Consider the following 21255-nt stretch of genomic DNA (forward strand, 5'->3'; position numbering starts at 1 on the left):
CGCTCAGAATGAGCGAGGCATGCCGAGGATGTGTTGGCCGATGTACGACAGGATCAGGTTCGTCGAGATCGGCGCGATCTGCAGCAGGCGGGTTTCGCGCCATTTGCGTTCGACGTCGTACTCGCGTGCAAAACCGAAACCGCCATGCGTTTGCAGGCAAGCCTCGGCAGCATGCCAGGCAGCTTCGGACGCCAGCATCTTTCCGATATTGGCTTCGTCCCCGCAGGGCATTCCCGCCTGGAACAAGGCAGCAGCCTTGCGCAGCATCAGATCGGCAGCCTGTGTTTCCGCATATGCCCGCGCGATGGGAAACTGGATGCCTTGGTTTTGGCCGATGGGGCGATCAAAGACTCGTCGATCATTGGCGTAGGCCACTGATGTGCGTGTGAACCAGCGCGCATCGCCGATGGCTTCTGAAGCAACCAGGATGCGTTCGGCGTTCATGCCGTCCAGGATGTAGCGAAATCCGCGGCCCTCTTGGCCGATCAAGCTGTCGGCAGGGATGCGCAGGTTGTCGAAAAACACCTCGGTGGTGTTGTGGTTGATCATGGCTTTGAGCGGGCGGATTTCCATCCCGTGACCCAAGGCGGCGCGTATGTCGACGAGAAAGACGGAAAGACCGTCGACTTTCTTTTCCACCTCGTCATAGGGGGTAGTGCGGGCCAGCAGCAGCATCAGATCGGATTGCAGGGCGCGAGAGGTCCAGACTTTTTGCCCATTGATGACATAGCTGTCGCCGTCTCGTACGGCCCGGGTTTTCAGGCGGGTGGTGTCGGTGCCGCTGGTAGGCTCCGTGACGCCGAAGGCCTGCAGGCGCAGTTCGCCGCGTGCGATGGCGGGCAGATAGCGTGCTTTTTGTTCGGCGCTGCCGTGGCGCAGCAGCGTGCCCATCGTATACATCTGGGCATGGCAGGCGCCCGCATTGCAGCCGGCAGCGTGGATTTCTTCGAGGATGACGGCAGCGGCGCGTAATGGCATGCCGCTGCCTTCGTATGCTTCGGGGATGAGCGCTGCCAGAAATCCCGACTCCGTCAATGCCGCGACAAATTCGTCTGGATAGCGGTTTTCTTCTTCCAGGCGGCGCCAGTATTCTCCTGGGAATTGCTCGCAAATGCGCCGTACGCTGTCGCGCACATCGGGAAAGTCTTCGCCCAAAGGCAACGAAAGACCTTCTGAAGAGGATGAAATCGTGTCCATAGCGTGTAGTCAGATGAGTTCGTAACGAGGGATTCAAGCGGCGAGGGCTTGACGGGCAGGGACAAAACCACGCGGCAACCCCGCGCGCGGCAGGCCGCCATACAAAGGCGCATCGGGCAGCGCGCGCTGCAAGACGCTGCGTACCTCTAATAGCGCCAAGAGGTCAATGCCCGTGTCTATGCCCATGGATTCCAACATGTAGGCAGCATCCTCCATGACGATGTTGCCGGTGGCGCCCGGTGCAAAAGGACATCCACCCAATCCACCGAGGGATGCATCGAAGGCCCGTACGCCACAGTCCAGGGCCGCCAATAGATTGGCCAAGCCGGTGCCGCGTGTGTCATGGAAATGAGCGGCCACAGGTAAATCGCCGACTTCGGCAAGAACAGCTTTGAACACCTTGCGCACCAGCGCCGGGTTGGCATAGCCCACGGTGTCCGGAATGATCAATTCGTCGGCGCCGGCCTCGACCAACGCGACGGCATAGCGAACGACATCACTCACAGGGACTTGCCCCTCGTACGAGCAACCCAGCGCAGTCGCTAACCCACCGCAGAGTATCGGCCGTTGCGCCTGCGGTTGGGCGCGTGCGAGCTCCACCATGTTGCGGAAGTCGGCCAAGGATTCTTCCCGGCTGCGGCGGACGTTTTTCATGTTGTGCGTTTCGCTCACCGACATGACGAAATTGATTTTGTGCACGCCTAACTCGATGCCGCGTTGCGCACCTCGTGAATTCGGCACCAGCGAGGCGACGGTCAGGCCCGGGATGCGCAGCGATTCCGTGGTGACCGCCTCGGCATCGACGAATTGCGGCAGCAGCTTCGGAGGGACATAGGAGGTGACTTCGATTTCGCTGACGCCGGCGGTCGCCTCGCGCCGTATCCATTCCATCTTGTCGGCGGTATCGACGAAAGTCGAGACGCTTTGCAGACCATCACGCAGGCCGACTTCGCGCAGGATGACTTCTCTGGACATGATGTTTTCCTTTGGCTGTTGGGTCAACGGCCCTTAAAGACCGGCTTGCGCTTTTCATTGAAGGCCAATACGCCTTCGCGACGGTCATCGGTGTCGATCAGATGGTTATAGGCCTCGATCTCGAAGCGGAACGCAGTGCGCAGCTCCATCTGCCCGCCATAGCGCACGGATTTCTTGATCTGACGAACGGACAGCGGGGCATTGCCCGCGATGACGTTGGCTGTCTCCAGCGCAGCTGGCAATACCTGGGCCGGCTCGTGCAGTGCGTTGATCAGGCCCCAATCCAGGCCCTGTTGCGCATCGAAAGGGCGGCCCGTCATCAGGATTTCTTTGGCGCGGCGTTCGCCGATGGCACGCGGCAGATTCTGTGTGCCGCCGGCGCCCGGCATGATGCCCAAGGTCACTTCGGTGAGCGCAAAACGCGCCTGACGGCTGGCGTAGACAAAGTCGCAGGACAGCGCCATTTCCAGGCCGCCGGCATAGGCATGTCCGTTGACAGCGGCGATCACGGGCAGCGGTAAATCCACTAATGTCCAGTACATGCGTTCGAACAGTTCGTGCTGACGCTGCCAGACTTCGCGGCTCATGCCATTGCGTTCTTTCAGATCACCGCCGCCGCAGAAGATGCGTTCCCCGGCGCCAGTCAGCACCACGCAGCGTACGGGGCCTGCATCCTCCGTCAGCCGGTTCCATACATCCAGCAAGTCATGGCCCATTTGAGTATTGAGGGCGTTGCCTACCTGCGGACGGTTGAGCGTGACGAGCAGGACGTGCTCGTTTTCCATGTGTAGGGTCAGGGTGTCGTAATGAGGAAATGCCTGGTTCATGAATGTGTCTCCGTGGGGGCAGTCTCGTGTGACGAAGTCTGGCCCAATAGTTGTTCGGTGTGCTGCCCCAGTGTGGGCGGACGAAAGCGTGGCTGTGGACGCTGTCCGTCAAAGCTGAGCGGCAGGCCAATGAAGTTCATCTCGCTGTCTGGCACGCGCTGCACCAGGCCCAGCGCCCGGGTCTGGGGGTGTGCCAGCATTTGATTCATGTCGTGAACGGGAGAGCAGGGCAGGCCGGCCGCCTCCAGTTTTTCTAGCCAGTAATGCGTGGGATGCTGTTCGAATATCTCGTCGAGCATGCCGTACAACGCGTCCTGGTGGTGCACTCGGCTGGGGTTGTCGGTAAAGCGCGGATCTGTGATCCATTCGGGATGACCCACCGTACGCGCCAAACTGCGGAACAGGCTTTCGCTGCCCGCCGCCACGACGATTTCACCATCGGCGGTGAGGTAGCCTTTGTAGGGGACGATGCTGGCCGTGCCCGAGCCATAGCGCGAGGGCGCTTCACCCGAGACCAATACCTGCGAGGCAATCAGCGACACCCAGGATGTGGCGGTTTCGAATAGCGACACATCGACGATACGGCCCTGGCCGGTGGCCTGGCGCTGCCAGAGCGCAGCCAGGATACCAATGACGGCCCACATGCCTGTGCCCATGTCGACGATGGACGCGCCCACGCGTACCGAGGGGCGGCCTGCCTCGCCCGTGGTGCTCATGATGCCCCCGAAAGCCTGCATCAACGGGTCGTAGCCGGGACGATGGCGTAGCGGGCCTGCGTGCCCAAAGGCGCCCATGTTGCAGTAGATCAAAGACGGCTTGAGCGCGAGCAATGCGGCCCCATCCAGGCCCAGCGTGTCGACCTGCCCAGGGCGCAGGTTCTGCAGGACGACGTCCGCGCGTTCGGCGATCAGGCGCTTGAGCGCGTCGGTCTGTTCCGCGTCGCGCAAGTCGCATACGACGGATTGTTTGTTGCGGTTGAGCGCCTGGAACATGGTGGAGGCGCCGTCTTGAAAGGGGGGCCCCCATGAGCGGGCGGCATCGCCGTCGTGTTTTTCCACCTTGATGACTGTCGCGCCCAATTCGCCGAAAATCTGCCCGGCAAACGGCGCGGCCACACTATGGCCCAGTTCAACCACGACCAGTCCCTTGAAGGGAGACGTGGCTGGCACACTATGGGTGGCAGCACTCGTTTGTTGCATGGATGAGGTCTCCGTCCTATCCCCTCATACGAGGGTTAAGCGTTTTATTTAATGTACGTACATTGATTACTTTACATCTAATTTAAATGTACGTACATTAACTTCATAGTCCGAGAGGGAATTGCATGCCATCGAAGAACAACAATCTTCCGGCCAAGCCGACACGCGCTACGCCACGCAGCAAGACACAGCCGCGATACGCGTGGCTGCATCAGAGCCTGCTCAATGACATCGTGGCGGGGAAATATCCTGTGGGATCGCTCCTGCCCACTGAAGCCCAGCTGAGCGCCACGTTCGGAGTGAGCCGGCATACGGTGCGTGAGGCAACACGCCGGCTGGTGGATACGGGAATGATCGTGCGATACCCGAGTATCGGCACGGTCGTGACCGCGGCCCAACCGGGGGCGGCGCAGCCGAGTTATATCGCCGGCCTGGGCACGATGAAAGACCTGTTGGCCTATACCGACCAGACTCGCCTGGAAGTCTTTGGCGAAACATTGGCCGTGGCTGATGACGCCATGGCGGAGTCATTGCGTTGCGAGCCAGGCTCGAAATGGCTGGTGTTTCACACCAACCGCTGCCTGGTTGAAAGCGGCCGTGTGATCTCGTACACGCGCGTGTTCATCCGGCCGGAATTCGAGGGAATCAAGCAAAAACTGCATGGCAATCATCCCAGCATCTACAAGATGCTGCAGGACGATTATGGTCAGGAGATCCACCGGATCCGCCAGCAGATCGAGGCCACGCTGATGCCTGAGAACGCATTGTTCCAGCTCGGCTTGGAAAGCGGCAGTCCTGCCCTGCGCATGCTGCGCGCGTATTTTGACCCGCAAGACCGTCTGCTGACGGTATCTGAAAACTTTTACATTGCCGATCGCTTCAAGCTGCAGACCGACTGGGAACGTGGAGACGAACCATGAGTTGATTCTCTTTCGGCGGGCTTGCCGCGTGCTCGGAAAAAAACGGACGGAGGAGACCATCCATGAAACGAGTACTCGCAGCACTGTTGTGCCTAGGCGCTTTGCTCCACGCACCCGCGCGAGCGGATTATCCGGATCGAGGCGTAAAAATCATCGTGCCGTTCCCGGCCGGTCAGACGACAGATGTGCTGGCCAGGGCAATCGGCCAACAGTTGACTGACGCGCTGGGACAGGCGTTCTTTGTTGATAATCGTGGAGGCGCCGGCGGCATCATCGGGATGGAGGGAGCCAAACGCTCAGAGGCCGATGGCTACACGCTCGTGATGGCCTCCAGTGGCCCGCTGGCGATCAATCCGGGGCTATACACCACGCTGCCGTATGACACGTTGAAAGACTTCACGCCGGTGTCGATGGTGGTGGTCGTGCCGCAGTTCTTGGTCACGCGCGCGGATTTTCCGGCGAATAATCTCAAAGAGCTTATCGATTACGTGAAAAAGCACCCGGGGCAATTGAATTACGGTTCGGGCGGTACGGGGTTGACGAACCATCTGACGATGGAAATGTTCAAGCATCAAGCGGACTTGAACCTCATGCACGTGCCGTATCGTGGCGCATCCGCTGCGCTGACCGGGTTGATGGCGGGGGATGTGGCGATGATGTTCGAGTCGGGGCCGGCCATCATGCCTCATGTGCAAAAGGGGACGCTCAAGGTGTTTGCCGTAGGCAGCCGAAACGGCTCGAAGGCTTTGCCCGATATCCCGACCATGGATCGTGCCGGCGTACCGGGTTTTGACGCGCAGACGTGGGCTGCATTGCTGGTGCCCAAAGGCACGCCGACACCCATTGTCGAGAAGCTCAACACGACTATGCAGCAGGCGTTAAAAGATAAAGCGCTGCAGGCACAGTTTGCGGCACTGGGGGCCGAAGTGATGCTGAGCTCTCCGGATCAGACCGGGACGTACATTCAGAATGAGATTGGCCGCTGGGGCGATACGATAAAGACCGCGAACGTGAAGCTGGAGTAACGGCGTCGGCGCCCAGGCCCAGAATGCGTGGCGTACAGCTCAGGCATGGGCGATCGAGGCCGCAACGATGCTCAGGTGATCGTGATCACTGCGTCAAGGTGGAAATGAACGCCACGGTGCGGGGGTCTTTCGGCCGGGTAAACAACTCGGCCGATGCGCCTGATTCGACCACGCGGCCATCCTGCAAAAACACGGCCTCGCGTGAGATCGCTGCGGCCAGGCGCAGGTCATGCGTGGCCATCAGCATCGTCATGCCCTCGCTGGCGAGTTGCTTGAGCACGTCGACCACCTCGGCCGCCAGGCCGGGGTCCAGCGCTGACGTGGGCTCATCGCATAACAGCACACGAGGCGAGGGGGCCAGCGCACGGGCAATGGCGACGCGTTGTTGTTGTCCGCCCGATAAATTCAAGGGCCAGGCGTTGGCTTTGTCTTGCATGCCGACTTTCGCCAGCAGTGCCTCGGCCCGCTCGCGGGCACGAGCCTTCGGCCATTTCTGTACGGTGATCAATCCCTCCATCACGTTATCGATGACGGTCTGGTGCGGAAATAACTGAAAATTCTGGAACACCATGCCTGTTTGCAGGCGGATGCGCTGTACGGCTTCGCGAGATGGTCTGTGTCCCGGCTCGAATTGCAGGACTTCGTCGCCTACGCGCAGCTTGCCGCTGTCCGGTATTTCCAGCAGGTTCACACAACGCAGCAACGTGCTTTTGCCGCTGCCCGACGGGCCGATCAGCGCGGTGACGCTGCCTTCGGCGAGCGCGACATCGACCTGGTGCAGCACGTGGTTATCACCAAAGTGTTTGTCGATCTGCGTGAGCGAGATCATCGTTTGCCCTCGCTAAAAACGGCATGCTGGCCGAAACGGCGTTCGAGGCGGGTCTGCGCGGCGGACAATACCGAGCTGAATATCAGGTAGATCAGGGCTGCCTCTGTATAGAGAATCAAGGGTTCATACGTGACAGCGGCAATGCGTTGAGCGGCCTGAAAAATTTCGGGTACCGTCAGTACGGCCGCCAGCGAGGTGTCTTTGACCAGCGAGATGAACGAGTTGGCCAATGGCGGCACGGCTACGCGCGCGGCTTGCGGCAAGACCGTGCGGCGCATGGCTTGGCCGCGGGTCATGCTGAGGGAGTAGGCTGCTTCCCACTGGCCTTTGGGGATGGACTCGATGGCGCCGCGGATGACTTCGGAGTTATAGGCGCCGACGTTCAAGATAAAGCCGATCAACGCGGCAGGCATGGGGTCCAGCACGATGCCTGCGTTGGGCAGGCCGTAGAAAATGATGAATAGCTGGACCAGCAACGGCGTGCCGCGGATCAGCCAGACATAAAAACGTACGATGGCCACCAGCGGCGCGGGCCCGAATAACCGGATGAGCGCCACGATGAATGCCAGGACCAATCCGCCCGCGAACGACAGCAGCGTCAGCGGTACTGTAAACACCAGCCCCGCATGCAGCAGAGGCCAGAATGAATCGATCATCAACTGCAACCAGGCAGGCACGATAGAAGGGTCCGTGTGAATGAGATCGCGGTGCGTCGTTGAGGGTAGAGGAAGACAGCATCATGCACGTGCTGCCTTCCGTCATGGTGGGTTTACTTCGCGGACAGGTCCGTGCCGAAGTATTTTTCCGAGATGGCTTTATACGTGCCGTCGGCCTTGATGTCTGTCAATGCCTTGTTGATGGCGGCGCGCAGCTCGGGGTTGTCTTTGCGGATCAGCACGCCGGATTCGCTGAATTCGGCGGTTTTATCGCTGGCGACAATTTTGGCTTTGGCGTTCGGTTTTTGCTTTTTGAAGTCCAGGAACGACAGGTTGTCGTTGATGGTGGCATCAACACGGCCGGAAAGCAGCAGGTCGATGGCCTCGTTAAAACCCTGCACGGCGATGACCTGGGCGCCATATTTCTGCGCCAGTTTGCCAAAGTTGCTGGTCAAGGTGTTGGCCGAGCGCTTGCCTTTGATGTCGTCAAAGCTCTTGATCTCGGTGTTGTCGTCGCGCACGATCAGCACCGCCTCGGAGGCGATGTAAGGATCGGAGAAGTCGTATTTGGCCTTGCGGGCATCAGTGATGCCAACCTGGTTGATGACGGCATCGTAGCGTTTGACGTCCAGGCCGGCGATCAGGCCGTCCCACTTGCCTTCGACAAATTCGGCTTTGACGCCCAGGCGTTCTGCAATGGCGCGGCCGATGTCTACATCGAATCCTGTGAGCTTGCCCGATGCATCGTGATAGCTGAATGGGGCATACGTGCCTTCGGTGCCGATCTTGATCGCGCCGGCAGATTTGATGCTGGCCAGATCATCCTGGGCGTGAGCGGAGACGGCGATGGTCAGGGGTAGCAGGCCGGCCAACAGAATCGAACGCAGGAGTTTCATAGGGTCACGCTCCGAGTGATGTTGTTATGAGCGCAGTGGCAGCCTTGTGAGCGACTCACTGCGCATAAACGACGACTCTAACAAGCTGCCTATTCTTCCACAACACATAAAAAATGTTGAAAATATTTCTTATAGTTATAAAAGCGTGTGTGCTGGCGCACCCCCTTGGGCTTGAACTGTTATCGGCTTGAGTTGGTGTGCAGCAGCCGCAAGCCATTGGCGACTACCAGGAGACTGGCGCCCACGTCGGCGAATACGGCCATCCACAGTGTGGCATGCCCGGTGGCGGCCAGCACCAGGAATACAGCCTTGATGCCCAGCGCCAAGATGATGTTCTGCATCAGAATACGGTGCGTGGCGCGCGATAGACGTACGAACTGCGAGATTTTGCGCAGATCGTCATCCATCAGGGCCACGTCGGCCGTCTCGATGGCGGTGCCAGTGCCCGCCGCGCCCATGGCAAAACCGATGTTGGCGCGGGCGAGCGCGGGGGCATCGTTGATCCCGTCACCGACCATGCCGACCTGGCCGCTGTCGCTCAGCTTGGCCTCGATGGCACGCTGTTTGTCTTCGGGCAGGAGTTCGCCGTGGGCCTCATCGATGCCGGCCTGTTCGGCGATGGCGCGCGCGGTGAGGCTGTTGTCGCCCGTCAGCATCAGGGTGCGCACGCCGAGCTCGTGCAAACTCGCAATGGCGGCTTTGCTGGTGGGCTTCAGGGTGTCGGCAACGGCGGCCACGGCCAGTATCCGGGTGCCGTCGGTCAGGGCAATCGCGGTTTTGCCTTGGGCCTCGTAGGTTTCGATTTGGGCCTGGATGTCTTGCGTTGCGACGTTCAGTTCCCGCATCAAGCGCAGGTTGCCCAGGTGCAGGGTCTGATCGCCAATACGGCCACGCACGCCACGTCCCAACAGGGCGGCAAAATCCTGTACCTCGGGCAGGGGGGCGTCGGGGTAGGCGGCGATGTAGGCCTGGGCGATGGCGCGCGAGACCGGGTGATCGGAACGCGCAGCCAAACTGGCCGCCAGGCGAGCCGCGGGGGATTCGAGCGCAGCGGCGAGTCCGGCATCGGCCGACGGGGCAGACCGGAAGATTGCGCCGGCTGGGACCATAAAGTCCGTGCAAACCGGCTTGCCATGTGTCAGCGTGCCTGTCTTGTCCAGCGCCAGCCAGGTCAGTTTGCGGCCTTGTTCGAGGTAAACGCCGCCTTTGATCAGGATGCCGCGCCGTGCGGCGGCGGTCAGGCCGCTGACGACGCTGACGGGGGTGGAAATCACCAGGGCGCAGGGGCAGGCGATGATCAGCAGGGCGAGCGCGCGATAGATCGCATCCATCCACGGTTGATCCATGAATAGGGGCGGTACGACGGCAATCAGGATAGCGAGGATGACCACGATTGGCGTGTAGACGCGCGAGAATCGGTCGATGAAGCGCTGGGTGGGGGCGCGCGCGCCTTGGGCTTGCTCGACGGCATGAATGATGCGTGCCAACGTGGTGTTGCCTGCGGCGGCAGTGACCCGATAGTCGAATGCGCCCGTGGTGTTTACCGTGCCGGCGAACACGGTATCGCCGACGGTTTTGTCGACCGGCAGGCTTTCGCCGGTGATCGCGGATTGGTCGATGGCGGAGGCGCCTTCGGCAATGATGCCATCAGCGGCAATACGCTCGCCCGGACGCACGCGCACCCAATCTTCCAAACGGAGTTCCGCGACAGGGACTTCTTTCCAGGATCCATCGGGCTGGCGTGCGGTGGCCACCTGCGGGGTGAGCGCCAACAGGTCTCGTACGGCGTTGCGCGCTCGGTCGAGCGCGCGGGCCTCGATGAGCTCGGCGATGTTGAACAGCACCATCACCATGGCGGCTTCGGGCCATTGGCCGATGAGGACGGCACCGGTGACGGCGATACTCATCAAGGCATTGATGTTGAGGTTGCCGTTGCGCAGCGCGATCCAGCCCTTGCGATAGGTGCCCAGGCCGCAGGTCAGAATGGCAGCCACCGCCAGGACAGCGCTGATTGCCGTGGGCAGAGACGCAAAATGCGCTGCTTCGGACAAGAGCGCCAGTACGCCGCCCGCGGCCAGCATATAGCCGGTGCGCGAGGAGGGCTTCTCCGGTGGTGCTGACCCGCCGGCATCGTCCTGCGCGAGGACCTCGGGGGTCATGTCCAGCGATTTGATAGCGCTCACGATGGAGTCGAGCAATCCTTCGGCATGCACGACAGTCAAAATGCGCTGCATCAGGTTGAAGTGAACGTCGTGCACGCCCGACAGCCTGTCCAGTTTTTTGCGGATCAGCGTTTCTTCGGTGGGGCAGTCCATTTGACCGATGCGCAGGCGCGTCAGTTGCTGACCGGGGCCTGCGGTCAGGGTCGATACGCTCGGGGCCGGCGCCCCGGCGGCACAGCAACTGCGTTCGTTGCTCTCGTGGGTATGGTCGGCGTGGGCAGCTGTCTTGTCACTGCCGTGGCTGTGCGCATGACCATGGCCGTCGCAGGAGGCGTGCTCGTGGGCGGTTGCCGAATCGTGTTCGTGGCTGCCGCCGCAGCAACTGCGATGAGAGGCGGACGAATTAGGCATAGGTCAAATTCCGTCTATGTCAGGAGAGTAGAGCCTATTTCACACCCTGGAGTTACTATAGGGTCAAGCGTTTGAATTCGTGTTTGCTCTCATGTGGGGTGCAGGTTGAGTTTCTGCATGCGCGCCAGGGGAGCCTGAAGGAGGTCCAGATGAAAATCGGTGAACTCGCCAAAGCCGCCGGCACGACGGTCGAAACCGTGCGCTATTACGAGAAAGAGGGGCTATTGCCCGAGCCGGAGCGTGGTATGAACAATTACCGCAGCTATGGCACGCCGCATCTGGAGCGGCTGCTATTGATCCGCAATTGCCGGGCGTTGGATATGACGCAGGAAGAAATTCGGACGATTCTGCAGTTGGCGGACAATCATCAAGCGGGCTGCGGCCCGATCAATGAGCTGTTTGACGCCCATATTGCCCACGTCGATGCCCGGATTACCGAGTTGATGCAGCTCAAGACGCAATTGGCCGAGATACGGCAGCGCTGTCTCTCGGCTCACCCGGATGCCGAAGACTGCGGGATTTTGCACGGTTTGTCCGAGATGCAGGTAGAAGAGCGGCCTGCGCGGCATACCCACTTGGGGTGAGGGGATTTGCTCTGAATGATCGCTCTCGGGACGCGAAAGGCGCTGGGTGCGCGCAGCTTGTCAGCAATGCGGACCTGGGAATTCAGGGAACGGTGCTTACCTGAGGGTATGATGAGAATGTTTCTCGACTGAGTTCTTTGTCGTCAAGCCGACGTTCAGCCTCAAGGCGACTCGCCGGCAAAAGGCTCGGGATAGCTTTTTTAATTTGATGGGTTGGACCATGACTGTTGTTTCTCCTTTGCATGCGTTGGCTTCGCGCCGTTCGATGAAGTTTCTGCGTGCGCCCGCGCCTAAGCAGGAAGAACTGGATCAAATCTTGCAGGCAGCGATGAGCGCGCCTGATCATGGCAAGCTGCGTCCCTGGCGTTTCGTGCTGATCCGCGGCGAGGCGATTGGCCGACTGGCCGATTTGGCGCTGGACGCGGTCAAACGCAGCGGCGATCCCCGTATGACGCCCGAGAAAGAAAAATCCGTGCGGCAATGGATGAGCGAAGTGCCGCTGTTCATCGGTCTGGCGCACAAAATCGATCACGACAATCCGAAGGTGCCCGAGCAGGAACAACTGCTGGCCACGGGGGCGGCAGTGATGAATATCCTGAACGGTGTCCATGCGCTGGGCTACGGCGCGTTCTGGAGTACCGGGATGGGGACCTATCTCGAGGAGGTCCAGAACGCCTTGGGCCTGGATGCGTTGGACTACCGTTTCCTGGGATTTTTGGCGATCGGGACCCCGGGGTGCGCAGTGCCGACTGTAGAGCGGCCGGATTTCCGGGAATTCGTGACCGAATGGACCGGGCCGGTCTGATCATCATTGAGTCATATGGCCAACGCGAACCGTTGCGATCGCGCTGACCATACCCTACCAAAACCCCGAAAGCGAGGCCGGTCGCGGTCTTTCGTGGTGGACCTCGGAGGGCGCTAACGGCGGCCGTCGATATACGGCCGGGCTTGCAGGATCAGGATCTTGTCGCCTTGTACGGCCCATTCGATATCCTGGTCGATGTTGCCCAGCCGTTGTTTGATCTGTTTGCCCACGGCCGCCAATCGCACGATCAGGGCGTCGTTCAGGACCTGGCGTTCGCCCTGGATGGGGACCTCGCGTACACCGCCTGAGGCGTTCGCGACGAGTTGCGTGTCCTCTGCGGAACGGCTCAGCACCTGCACGGCTTTGGACCAGCTCGAATACATAACCTGTTCGGCCTGGCGCTTGCCTTCGACGACTTTGATTCCCAACCCGCGTTTGGCCGAGAGGTAGGTGACGTACCGCCGCGAGGCATCAAAGGGATCGCGCGTGATCATGACGCCCGAGCTGTCCGATGCGGCGGCCAGTTGTACCAGGACGCCCATCACAACGCTGTCATGCGGCATGCCGGCAGCACGCCGCGCCTCGTAGGCCTCGAAGTTGTAGACCGAGGCCCACACGGCCAGCACGGCCTGCGTGAACGCGTCGGTGTCGGTGACGTTGGGAACCGTGGTGTACAGGCCTGCGCCGCTGAAACCAGGCAGGTCCTCGGAGTTCGAAGAGCTGCGCACGAAGACGCCGCGCCCTTGTAGTTGGCTTTGCCAGCGTTGCTGCCAGGTGGCGATGAGGGCCGGGTCGGGACGGGCCTGAATGATGTCTCGTCGCAGGGATGCCAATTCGGCACGGCGTACGGTGGCGTCGTTGATAAAGTCGGGGCGTTGCTCCAGCGCTGCCACGCGTTCGGGAACACGCAGCTGATGCATGAATGCTGCGTATTGCGCGAATGGGATGCAGAAGCCATCGGGCACGCTGGCCGCGGGGGCCAATGCCGACGAGAGCGCGCCCAGATTGGCCGCTTTCACACCACAAAAGCGGCTGTCCCGTGTCTTCAGACCGGCCAGCGGTTTGACCGTTTTGACCGTGAGATCGGGTTTGGGCAGCGTTGCGTTGATGGGTTTGGACGCAGCGGCCTGAGGTTGAGCGATACGTTGCAGGTGGTAGCCGTTATGGGTGACGCTGAGCTCCACCCATTGGCCGTCATAGGCGCGTAATGCGTTCACGGCATCACGGACATAGGCGTTGGGGATGCGCCATCCTTTGGCCAGCAGATTGACGTGCGACAACACGGTGGATGGACGCTGAGTGATCAGGCCGGCGACGGGTGAGAGCGCGATCGGGACTTCGCCCAGGACCACAATATCGGTGGGGGCGATGTCAGGCGTGTTTTCCACTGACTGGATGATGCGCAGCTTGCCTTGTGCGCGTCCTTCGTTCAGCGGCAGAAAGGATTGCTCGCGGATCAGCGTTTCTTGGGTCACGAACGGCAGGCCGGCCAATTGGGCGGCGTGCTCGTGCTCTGTCGAATTGGTCTTGAAACGGAGAGGCGCGTAAAAGGCCGCACGCAGGGTGCTGTCGGTCAACCGCAGGAGGTCGAGCGTGAGGCGGTCGCCTTCCCAGAATTCGTAGGTATAGCCCGGCAGGTCGCGTTGCCAACTGATGGTGCCGAACAGGAACCGACGGTTCGGCGAGCGGTACTGGGCGTTCAGCGTGCCCTTGTCCAGGTCGCGCTGCAGGCCCTGTTGCCGCACGAAGTTTTCATGCAGATCGAATCGTGGGGTGTTGACGTAATAAAGCCGATTACCGCGCTTGCGGTCGATGACGAAGATCACATGGGGGATTTCCAGTGGCGTGCCGGCGTTGTAGACGCGGGCGAGCTGTTGGAAATCGGCCTCGGTCCGGATCTGGTTTAGAAAAGCCGGCGCGCGATTAGATGTTGCCGCTCCGGTTGTGCCGTTATTTGGCTCGGTTGAGGCTGAGCCGGACTCGGGCGGCAGGAGCTGCCGCTTGCTTTCTTCATATGAAGAGGGTTTGCGCGCAGTCTGCGCGAGGGTGAGGGGGCTGATGAGCACCGTTAGCAGAGCCAGGCCAGCCGCGACGGCGCGAGCGTAACGAATCATGAACGTGATGCGAGTTGAGCGGAAAGGGCGGCTGACGGCCGGCCGGGATGTTGGTGCTGGGACCGCGGGACGAGATATTACCGTGACTCGGGACGGCCTATCGAGAGAAAAAACGGGTGTCGAATACAGTGGGGGATACGACGAGGCCCCTGAATGCCACCCCGGTAACGAGCGACATAAAGGGGCCTCGTGATAAGGCAGGTTTACGGGAAATCAGCCTTGCTGTGCCGTTTCCGCCAGGACGCGTTGGGCTTCTTCGGCGACGCGTTCGGGGGCGGTGCCGCCAATGTGCTTGCGTGCAGCCACCGAGCCTTCCAGGGTCAGCACCTGGTGGACGTCCTCGTCAATGCTGGCGTGGTAGGCCTTCAGGTCGGCGGTGGACAGGTCGGCCAGGTCGCAGCCGCGTTGTTCGCAGTCGCGCACGGCATGGGCTACGACTTCGTGCGCATCGCGGAAAGGCACGCCGCGTTTGACCAGGTAGTCGGCCAGATCGGTCGCCGTGGCAAAACCTTGCAATGCGGCAGCGCGCATGTTGTCCGATTTGACCTTGATGCCGCCAGCCATGTCGGCAAAGATGGTCAGCGTGTCGCGCAGGGTGTCTGCGGTGTCGAACAGGCCTTCTTTGTCTTCCTGGTTGTCTTTGTTGTAGGCCAGGGGCTGGCCTTTCATCAGGGTCAGCAGGGCGACCAGATGGCCGTTGACGCGTCCGGTTTTGCCGCGTGCCAACTCGGGCACATCGGGGTTTTTCTTTTGAGGCATGATCGAGCTGCCGGTGCAGAAACGGTCGGCCAGGTCGATGAAGCCCACGCGCGGGCTCATCCATAGGACCAGTTCCTCGGACAGGCGCGAGACGTGCGTCATGATCAGGGCGCCCGCGGCGCAGAATTCGATGGCAAAGTCGCGGTCGGATACGGCGTCCAGCGAGTTGCGGCAGACGCCGTCAAAGCCGAGCGTCTGGGCCACGCGTTCGCGATCGATCGGGAACGAGGTGCCGGCCAGGGCGGCTGCGCCCAGCGGCAGGCGGTTGACGCGGCGGCGGCAGTCGGCCAGGCGCTCGGCGTCGCGGCCGAACATCTCGGCGTAGGCGAGCAGATGGTGGCCAAACGTGACCGGCTGGGCGACTTGCAGGTGAGTAAAGCCGGGCATGATGGTGCCGGCGTGTTCCAGGGCGACAGTGGCCAGCGCATGGCGCAGTTGGCGCAGCAAGTCGATCAGGTTGTCGATTTCGGCCCGCAACCAGAGGCGGATGTCGGTCGCGACCTGGTCGTTACGTGAGCGGCCAGTGTGCAGGCGTTTGCCGGCATCGCCCACCAACTCGACCAGGCGTTTTTCGATGTTCAGGTGGACGTCTTCGAGGTCGAGCAGCCATTGGAAGCTGCCGGCGTCGATTTCGGACAGGATCTGGGTCATGCCGCGCTGGATGTCGGCCAGGTCCTGGGCGTTGATGATGCCCTGGGCGGCCAGCATGTCGGCGTGCGCCAGCGAACCCTGGATGTCGTAGCGCGCCAGGCGCTTGTCGAAATCCACGGACGCGGTGTAGCGTTTGACGAGATCGGAAACCGGCTCAGAGAACCGGGCGGACCAGGCTTGCGCCTTGTTGGCGAACTGGTTTTGGTCGGAGTTGGGTGTTTTTGCCATGATGGGCAGGATTATAGAGCCAGGGCGGGGACCGCGGATGACGGGATGCCCGGCTGCGGTCCCGCGATCCCGTAGACCCAGGCGAGGACGACTTGTTGGATAATTTCGCCATCCGCAATGACGAGGGAGTCTAGGCTTTGGATTGGGATCGCTTGGTGGTCAGACTGGGAGAGTACGTACCTCACGAGGCGTGGGCACAAACGCTGGTGGGCATCGGCGTATTGGTCGTGACGGCGTTGATCGCGCAGTGGGTGGTAGCGCGGATCGTGCTGTTCTGCGCTCATCGGTTGCTGATTCTGACCGGGCGTGAAAACTGGGACAAGGCGCTGCATCGGCGGCGTGCGTACCACAATGCCTGGTATGCCGTGCCATTTGCGGTGGTGTCCTTGGGCGTAGGCCTCGTGCCGCACATGGAACAGGCCGTCAGTGTGGTCGGCCGGCTGGCGCATGCGGCGGCGTGGATCTGTGTCTTTATGGCCATTGGCGGCGTGCTCAGCGCGTTGCAGGATACCTATTCGGCGACGACGCGGGCGCAAACGCGCTCGATCAAGGGCTATATCCAGATCGGCAAGCTGATGCTGATCGCCATTTGCACCGTGTTGGTGCTGTCGATTGTGCTGGACCGTTCGCCGCTCTGGATGATTTCCGGCCTGGGGGCGCTTTCTGCCGTATTGCTGTTGGTATTCAAGGACACTTTGCTGTCTTTTGTCGCCAGTACCCAGTTGACCTCTAACGATATGCTGCGCATCGGCGATTGGATCGAGATGCCGCAGGCCAATGCCGACGGGTTTGTGCGCGATATCGCTTTGCATACGGTCAAAGTGCAAAACTGGGACAACACCGTGACGACGGTGCCCACCTATAAGTTATTTTCGGAAAGCTATCGCAATTACCGGCAGATGTTCGAGTCGGGCGGGCGGCGGATCAAGCGTACGTTGCGGGTCGATGCGACCTCGGTGCGCTTTCTGACCGATGATGAGGCCCAAGGGCTGATGCGGTTTCGCCTGTTGCGGGATTATTTGACCGCCAAACAAACGGATTTACAGCAGTCCAATAGCCAACTGGGCGGTGAGCTGGCCCTGGTTCCTGCCAATCGCCGCCGGTTGACGAATATCGGCACCTTTCGCGCGTACGCGCTGGCATTCATCAAGCAGCATGCCGAAATCCGCCACGACATGGCCCAGATGGTGCGCATGATGGAGCCCCAGTCAGATGGGATTCCCATCGAGGTGTATTGCTTTTCGGCGCTGACGGCCTGGGTCGAATTTGAGCGGATTCAGGGCGATATTTTTGATCATATGCTGGCAATTCTGCCCGAGCTGGGTCTGCGCCTGTACCAGCAGCCCTCGGGGGCAGATGTCGGTGCCATGGGCGACGGGTTGGGGCGGGCCATCCAGCAGGAATTAATGCGAGAACGCGCCCTGCAGGGGCATCCGGCGTCGGTGGAGGCGGGCTGGGAGCCAGGCGGTGGCGCAGGCATGCGATAATTTTTTCCTTTTGTCTTCAACCGATTGGGAATCCCCATTTTGGAACCGTCGTCAAACCGCGTTGCCCGCGTTGGAATCGCGCAGATCAACGCTTATGTGGGTGATGTTGCCGGTAATGCCGCCCGAGTGCTCAAGGCCGCCCGTTCGGCGCACGAGCAGGGCGCCGATATTCTGGTCACGCCCGAGCTGGTGCTGACGGGCTATCCGCCCGAGGATTTGCTGCTGCGGCCGCATTTTGTTGATAGCCAGGAGGCCGCGCTGGATCAGTTGCGCCGGGATGCGGCTGGCCTGACTGGGCTGCATCTGGTGGTCGGTCATGTGCTGGCTGAGGGTGAAAACCTCTATAACGCGGCCACAGTCCTGTGCGAGGGGCGCGTGGTTGGGGTGTATCGCAAGCGCGAATTGCCGAATTATTCGGTTTTCGACGAGCAACGCTATTTCACCGCTGCGGATGACGCGCTGGTCTTTGAGGTCAAAGGCGTGCGTTTCGGCGTCAATATCTGCGAAGACATCTGGTTCGCAGGGGCTCCCCGGGCGGCGGCACAGGCCGGGGCTCAGGTGCTGCTGGTGCCTAACGCCTCGCCTTACAATACGGGCAAGCAGGACGAGCGTCTGCACGTCGCACGCCGCTGTGTGCAGGACACCGGTTGTGCGGTGATCTACGCAAATATGGTGGGCGGGCAGGATGAGCTGGTGTTCGACGGCGCTTCGTTCGCCCTGGATGCCCAGGGGCAACCGGCCGCGCGCCTGCCGGACTACACCGAGGGCGTCAACGTGGTCGAGGTGGATGCAGGGGGCGCTGTGCGGCCGGTGTCCGCCCATGCTGACGTCAAGCCCTATTGCCTCGAAGAGCAAGTCTGGAATGCGCTGGTGCTGGGCGTGCGGGATTACCTGGGCAAGAACGGCTTTCCGGGCGCCATCATCGGGCTTTCGGGCGGGATCGACTCGGCCGTAGTGCTGGCCGTGGCGGTCGATGCGCTGGGCGCCGAGAACGTGCGTACGGTGATGATGCCGTCGCGCTACACCGCAGATATCTCCCAGACTGACGCGACTGATATGGCGCAGCGGCTGGGCGTGCAACACGACGATATCGCCATTGCCCCGGCCTTTGAGGCCTTCGAGAACATGCTGGCGCCGCAGTTTGCCGGCCTGCCCATCGATGCGACTGAGGAAAACATCCAGGCGCGCGTGCGTGGGACCTTGCTGATGGCGCTGTCGAACAAGACGGGCCGACTGGTGCTGACCACCGGCAACAAATCCGAGCTGACGACGGGCTATTGCACGCTGTATGGCGATATGGCGGGCGGCTTCGCGGTGATCAAAGACGTGCCGAAAACGCTGGTTTATCGACTGGCTGAGTGGCGTAACCGTGAAACGGAGGTCATCCCGCGGCGCATCATCACGCGCCCGCCCTCGGCGGAATTGCGGCCGGATCAGACCGACCAGGACAGTTTGCCGCCGTATGACATTCTGGACGGCATCATGGAGCGCTATATGGAGCGCAATGAGTCGGCGGCCGAGATCGTTGCTGCAGGTTTTCCGCAGCCGGCAGTCGAGCAGATCGTGCGTTTGATTCGCATCAACGAATACAAGCGTCGGCAGGCGCCTCCGGGGCCCCGTATTACGCCGCGGGCGTTTGGCCGGGATTGGCGCTATCCTGTCACCAATGGATTTCGGGAAACCGTTTAAGTTTTTTCTTCAGGATCAGAATAACGTGAAACAAGTCACTGCCATTATCAAGCCATTCAAGCTCGACGAGGTGCGCGAAGCTCTCGCCGAGGTCGGCGTCAGCGGCCTGACGGTTACCGAGGTCAAGGGGTTTGGCCGCCAGAAAGGGCATACCGAGTTGTATCGGGGCGCTGAATATGTGGTCGACTTCCTGCCCAAGATCCGTGTCGAGGTGGTGTTGGGCGACGATATGGTCGATCCCGCGATCGAGGCCATCATCAAGGCCGCCCGTACCGGCAAGATCGGCGACGGCAAGATTTTCGTCTCGCCGGTCGAACAGGCTATTCGTATCCGTACGGGTGAGAACGGTGAACAAGCCCTGTAAGTGACAGGCGCCAGGGCTTGGACGAGCCCGGCGCAATGTCGACGGGAGGGATGCGTTCCCTCCTTTAACGCACGAGCTGATTCATATCCAGGATCGGCATCATCACTGCCAGCACAATCAGCAGCACAAAGCCGCCCATGATCAAGATCAGCATGGGTTCCAACAGGGCGGTCATCGCCATGGCGCGGCGTTCCAGGTCGCGCGACAGGTTCTGCGCACCACGTTCCAGCAGCTCCGGCAGACGGCCGGTTTTTTCGCCGCTGGCAATCAGGTGAATCAACAAAGACGGAAAGACTTTTTGCGCGGCGAGCGCGGCGGCCAGCGGTGCGCCTTCGCGTACGCGCTCTGTGGCTTCGTCGACGGCGTTGCGCAGTCGATCATTGCCCAGCGTACGGCGCGCGGCATTTAGCGCACCCAGCAGGCTGACGCCGCTGCCGCTCAAGATTGCCAGTGTCGAGGCGAAACGGGCGACATCCACGCCCAGCACGAACTTGCCAGCCAACGGCATGCGCAGCAAGCGGGCATGCCACGCTATGCGGCGCGCGGGCGAGCGCAATGTCAGACGCCATAAAGCAAACAGGGCGGCACAGGCGACGCCGGTGATCAAGCCCCAATCACGCACAAAATCACTGAGCGTGAGCATGACCCGTGTCAACAACGGAAGTTGCTGGTGCGCATGATCAAACGCGGTGATCACTTGCGGCACGACATAACCCAATAGGAATGCCACGATCACGACAGATACACAGGCGACGACGACGGGGTAGATGAAAGCCGTCATCACTTTGCTGCGCAGGGCATTGCGTTCTTCGATGTAATCGGCGAGTTTTTCCATGACCTGCGCCAGATCACCGGATTCTTCGCCAGCGGCAACCAGTGCCCGATAAATCTCCGGAAAGTCGCGTGGGCGAGTGGCCAGTGCATCGGCCAAGCGGAATCCCGCGCGAACTTCGTCGCGTACACCCGTCAGCGCGCCAGCGACGTGCCGGCTTTCGGCTTGCTCCAACGTCGCGCTGAGCGCAGCGTCCAGCGGCAGGCGGGCTGCCAGCAGGCTGGACAGCTGTCGAGTCAACCATGCCAGTTCGCCATCGGACAGGCGACGCTGCAGGACGCTGGTGCCCGCAGCATGGCGAGAGGCCGCGAGCGTCGTGGACAGCGGCAACAAACCGCGGGCGCGCAATTGGTTGCGTGCACCGCGTTCGGTTTCAGCATCGAGGGTGCCGTGGACAATCTTTCCCACCAGATCGGTGGCTTCATAGCGAAATGAGGGCATGCAAAAAGAGCCTGGAATTTCTTGAATTTATAGGCCGTCAGATTGACGCTGAATTATGACAATGGTGTTGCAGGGGTACCCCGTATACTCGGCCGCGAAATTCATCGTCTTGAGCCATTTATTTGCTGTCGGCACGCATTGCCCCAATCGGAACAATCACATTCTCTGTCATGAAAATGTCATGTCCAAGGCGCAATGTCGGGC

Annotated in this window: 18 protein-coding genes; 7 read left to right on the top strand and 11 right to left on the bottom strand. The window is 60.9% G+C overall.

Annotated elements, in window-relative coordinates; genetic code table 11:
- Positions 1–3: 3 nt before the first annotated feature.
- Genes ACYVIT_RS12010 through ACYVIT_RS12025 form a run of 4 tightly spaced genes read right to left on the bottom strand, consistent with a single transcriptional unit; the run spans position 4 to position 4198 of the window.
- Positions 4–1197, bottom strand: coding sequence for an acyl-CoA dehydrogenase family protein (locus ACYVIT_RS12010; RefSeq protein ID WP_415806227.1), 1194 nt, complete (start codon positions 1195–1197; stop codon positions 4–6).
- A gap of 33 nt (positions 1198–1230) precedes the next feature.
- Positions 1231–2172, bottom strand: coding sequence for a hydroxymethylglutaryl-CoA lyase (locus ACYVIT_RS12015; protein ID WP_415806228.1), 942 nt, complete (start codon positions 2170–2172; stop codon positions 1231–1233).
- A gap of 23 nt (positions 2173–2195) precedes the next feature.
- Positions 2196–2999 carry an enoyl-CoA hydratase/isomerase family protein gene (locus ACYVIT_RS12020; protein ID WP_415806229.1) on the bottom strand — a complete coding sequence of 268 codons (804 nt, stop codon included), beginning with the start codon at positions 2997–2999 and terminating at the stop codon, positions 2196–2198.
- Positions 2996–4198: a CaiB/BaiF CoA transferase family protein gene (locus tag ACYVIT_RS12025; protein WP_415806230.1), complete on the bottom strand. Its 1203-nt coding sequence runs from the start codon at positions 4196–4198 to the stop codon at positions 2996–2998. The genes ACYVIT_RS12020 and ACYVIT_RS12025 overlap by 4 nt, the downstream gene beginning before the upstream one ends.
- A 125-nt stretch (positions 4199–4323) precedes the next feature.
- On the opposite strand from ACYVIT_RS12025, the gene ACYVIT_RS12030 reads away from it, so the two are divergent.
- Together ACYVIT_RS12030 and ACYVIT_RS12035 are read left to right on the top strand one after the other, a co-directional pair.
- Positions 4324–5118: a GntR family transcriptional regulator gene (locus ACYVIT_RS12030; protein ID WP_415806231.1), complete on the top strand. Its 795-nt coding sequence runs from the start codon at positions 4324–4326 to the stop codon at positions 5116–5118.
- A gap of 62 nt (positions 5119–5180) precedes the next feature.
- A complete protein-coding gene (locus tag ACYVIT_RS12035; RefSeq protein ID WP_415806232.1) occupies positions 5181–6143 on the top strand; it encodes a Bug family tripartite tricarboxylate transporter substrate binding protein in 963 nt (320 codons plus the stop codon).
- Between the two features lie 85 nt (positions 6144–6228).
- Here the strand turns inward: ACYVIT_RS12035 and ACYVIT_RS12040 are convergent, their stop codons facing one another.
- From ACYVIT_RS12040 to ACYVIT_RS12055, 4 genes are all read right to left on the bottom strand, one after another.
- Complete coding sequence (locus ACYVIT_RS12040) at positions 6229–6972, bottom strand: amino acid ABC transporter ATP-binding protein (protein WP_415806233.1); 744 nt, start codon at positions 6970–6972, stop codon at positions 6229–6231.
- Positions 6969–7649, bottom strand: coding sequence for an amino acid ABC transporter permease (locus ACYVIT_RS12045; RefSeq protein ID WP_415806234.1), 681 nt, complete (start codon positions 7647–7649; stop codon positions 6969–6971). Before ACYVIT_RS12045 ends, ACYVIT_RS12040 begins: the two co-directional genes overlap by 4 nt.
- Before the next feature lie 92 nt (positions 7650–7741).
- Positions 7742–8524, bottom strand: a complete 783-nt coding sequence (locus tag ACYVIT_RS12050) for an amino acid ABC transporter substrate-binding protein (RefSeq protein ID WP_415806235.1) — start codon at positions 8522–8524, stop codon at positions 7742–7744.
- A 179-nt stretch (positions 8525–8703) separates the two neighbouring features.
- Complete coding sequence (locus ACYVIT_RS12055; RefSeq protein ID WP_460478201.1) at positions 8704–11097, bottom strand: heavy metal translocating P-type ATPase; 2394 nt, start codon at positions 11095–11097, stop codon at positions 8704–8706.
- Positions 11098–11246: 149 nt separating this feature from the next.
- On the opposite strand from ACYVIT_RS12055, the gene cadR reads away from it, so the two are divergent.
- Together cadR and ACYVIT_RS12065 are read left to right on the top strand one after the other, a co-directional pair.
- Positions 11247–11681: a Cd(II)/Pb(II)-responsive transcriptional regulator gene (cadR, locus tag ACYVIT_RS12060; protein ID WP_415806237.1), complete on the top strand. Its 435-nt coding sequence runs from the start codon at positions 11247–11249 to the stop codon at positions 11679–11681.
- 220 nt (positions 11682–11901) lie between these two features.
- Entirely contained in the window at positions 11902–12486 is a 585-nt protein-coding gene (locus tag ACYVIT_RS12065; protein WP_094821383.1) for a nitroreductase family protein, read from the top strand.
- A 113-nt stretch (positions 12487–12599) separates the two neighbouring features.
- Here the strand turns inward: ACYVIT_RS12065 and ACYVIT_RS12070 are convergent, their stop codons facing one another.
- Complete coding sequence (locus ACYVIT_RS12070) at positions 12600–14600, bottom strand: PEP/pyruvate-binding domain-containing protein (protein WP_415806238.1); 2001 nt, start codon at positions 14598–14600, stop codon at positions 12600–12602.
- Positions 14601–14813: 213 nt separating this feature from the next.
- Complete coding sequence (argH, locus tag ACYVIT_RS12075; protein WP_415806239.1) at positions 14814–16238, bottom strand: argininosuccinate lyase; 1425 nt, start codon at positions 16236–16238, stop codon at positions 14814–14816.
- Positions 16239–16375: 137 nt separating this feature from the next.
- On the opposite strand from argH, the gene ACYVIT_RS12080 reads away from it, so the two are divergent.
- The 3 genes from ACYVIT_RS12080 to ACYVIT_RS12090 are packed head-to-tail and all read left to right on the top strand — an operon-like array spanning position 16376 to position 19778.
- Positions 16376–17725, top strand: a complete 1350-nt coding sequence (locus tag ACYVIT_RS12080; RefSeq protein ID WP_415806240.1) for a mechanosensitive ion channel family protein — start codon at positions 16376–16378, stop codon at positions 17723–17725.
- Between the two features lie 39 nt (positions 17726–17764).
- Positions 17765–19414: an NAD+ synthase gene (locus tag ACYVIT_RS12085; RefSeq protein WP_415806241.1), complete on the top strand. Its 1650-nt coding sequence runs from the start codon at positions 17765–17767 to the stop codon at positions 19412–19414.
- Between the two features lie 25 nt (positions 19415–19439).
- A complete protein-coding gene (locus ACYVIT_RS12090; protein ID WP_415806242.1) occupies positions 19440–19778 on the top strand; it encodes a P-II family nitrogen regulator in 339 nt (112 codons plus the stop codon).
- Between the two features lie 64 nt (positions 19779–19842).
- Here the strand turns inward: ACYVIT_RS12090 and gspF are convergent, their stop codons facing one another.
- Positions 19843–21051, bottom strand: coding sequence for a type II secretion system inner membrane protein GspF (gspF, locus tag ACYVIT_RS12095; RefSeq protein WP_415806243.1), 1209 nt, complete (start codon positions 21049–21051; stop codon positions 19843–19845).
- Positions 21052–21255: the final 204 nt, after the last annotated feature.

It is taken from the genome of Bordetella muralis, assembly GCF_054781015.1.

Excerpts from the sequence above, each read along its gene's own strand:
- ACYVIT_RS12010 (WP_415806227.1), bottom strand. The coding sequence starts at position 1,197 with ATGGACACGATTTCATCCTCTTCAGAAGGTCTTTCGTTGCCTTTGGGC.
- ACYVIT_RS12015 (WP_415806228.1), bottom strand. The coding sequence starts at position 2,172 with ATGTCCAGAGAAGTCATCCTGCGCGAAGTCGGCCTGCGTGATGGTCTG.
- ACYVIT_RS12020 (WP_415806229.1), bottom strand. The coding sequence starts at position 2,999 with ATGAACCAGGCATTTCCTCATTACGACACCCTGACCCTACACATGGAA.
- ACYVIT_RS12025 (WP_415806230.1), bottom strand. The coding sequence starts at position 4,198 with ATGCAACAAACGAGTGCTGCCACCCATAGTGTGCCAGCCACGTCTCCC.
- ACYVIT_RS12030 (WP_415806231.1), top strand. The coding sequence starts at position 4,324 with ATGCCATCGAAGAACAACAATCTTCCGGCCAAGCCGACACGCGCTACG.
- ACYVIT_RS12035 (WP_415806232.1), top strand. The coding sequence starts at position 5,181 with ATGAAACGAGTACTCGCAGCACTGTTGTGCCTAGGCGCTTTGCTCCAC.
- ACYVIT_RS12040 (WP_415806233.1), bottom strand. The coding sequence starts at position 6,972 with ATGATCTCGCTCACGCAGATCGACAAACACTTTGGTGATAACCACGTG.
- ACYVIT_RS12050 (WP_415806235.1), bottom strand. The coding sequence starts at position 8,524 with ATGAAACTCCTGCGTTCGATTCTGTTGGCCGGCCTGCTACCCCTGACC.
- ACYVIT_RS12055 (WP_460478201.1), bottom strand. The coding sequence starts at position 11,097 with ATGCCTAATTCGTCCGCCTCTCATCGCAGTTGCTGCGGCGGCAGCCAC.
- cadR (WP_415806237.1), top strand. The coding sequence starts at position 11,247 with ATGAAAATCGGTGAACTCGCCAAAGCCGCCGGCACGACGGTCGAAACC.
- ACYVIT_RS12065 (WP_094821383.1), top strand. The coding sequence starts at position 11,902 with ATGACTGTTGTTTCTCCTTTGCATGCGTTGGCTTCGCGCCGTTCGATG.
- ACYVIT_RS12070 (WP_415806238.1), bottom strand. The coding sequence starts at position 14,600 with ATGATTCGTTACGCTCGCGCCGTCGCGGCTGGCCTGGCTCTGCTAACG.
- argH (WP_415806239.1), bottom strand. The coding sequence starts at position 16,238 with ATGGCAAAAACACCCAACTCCGACCAAAACCAGTTCGCCAACAAGGCG.
- gspF (WP_415806243.1), bottom strand. The coding sequence starts at position 21,051 with ATGCCCTCATTTCGCTATGAAGCCACCGATCTGGTGGGAAAGATTGTC.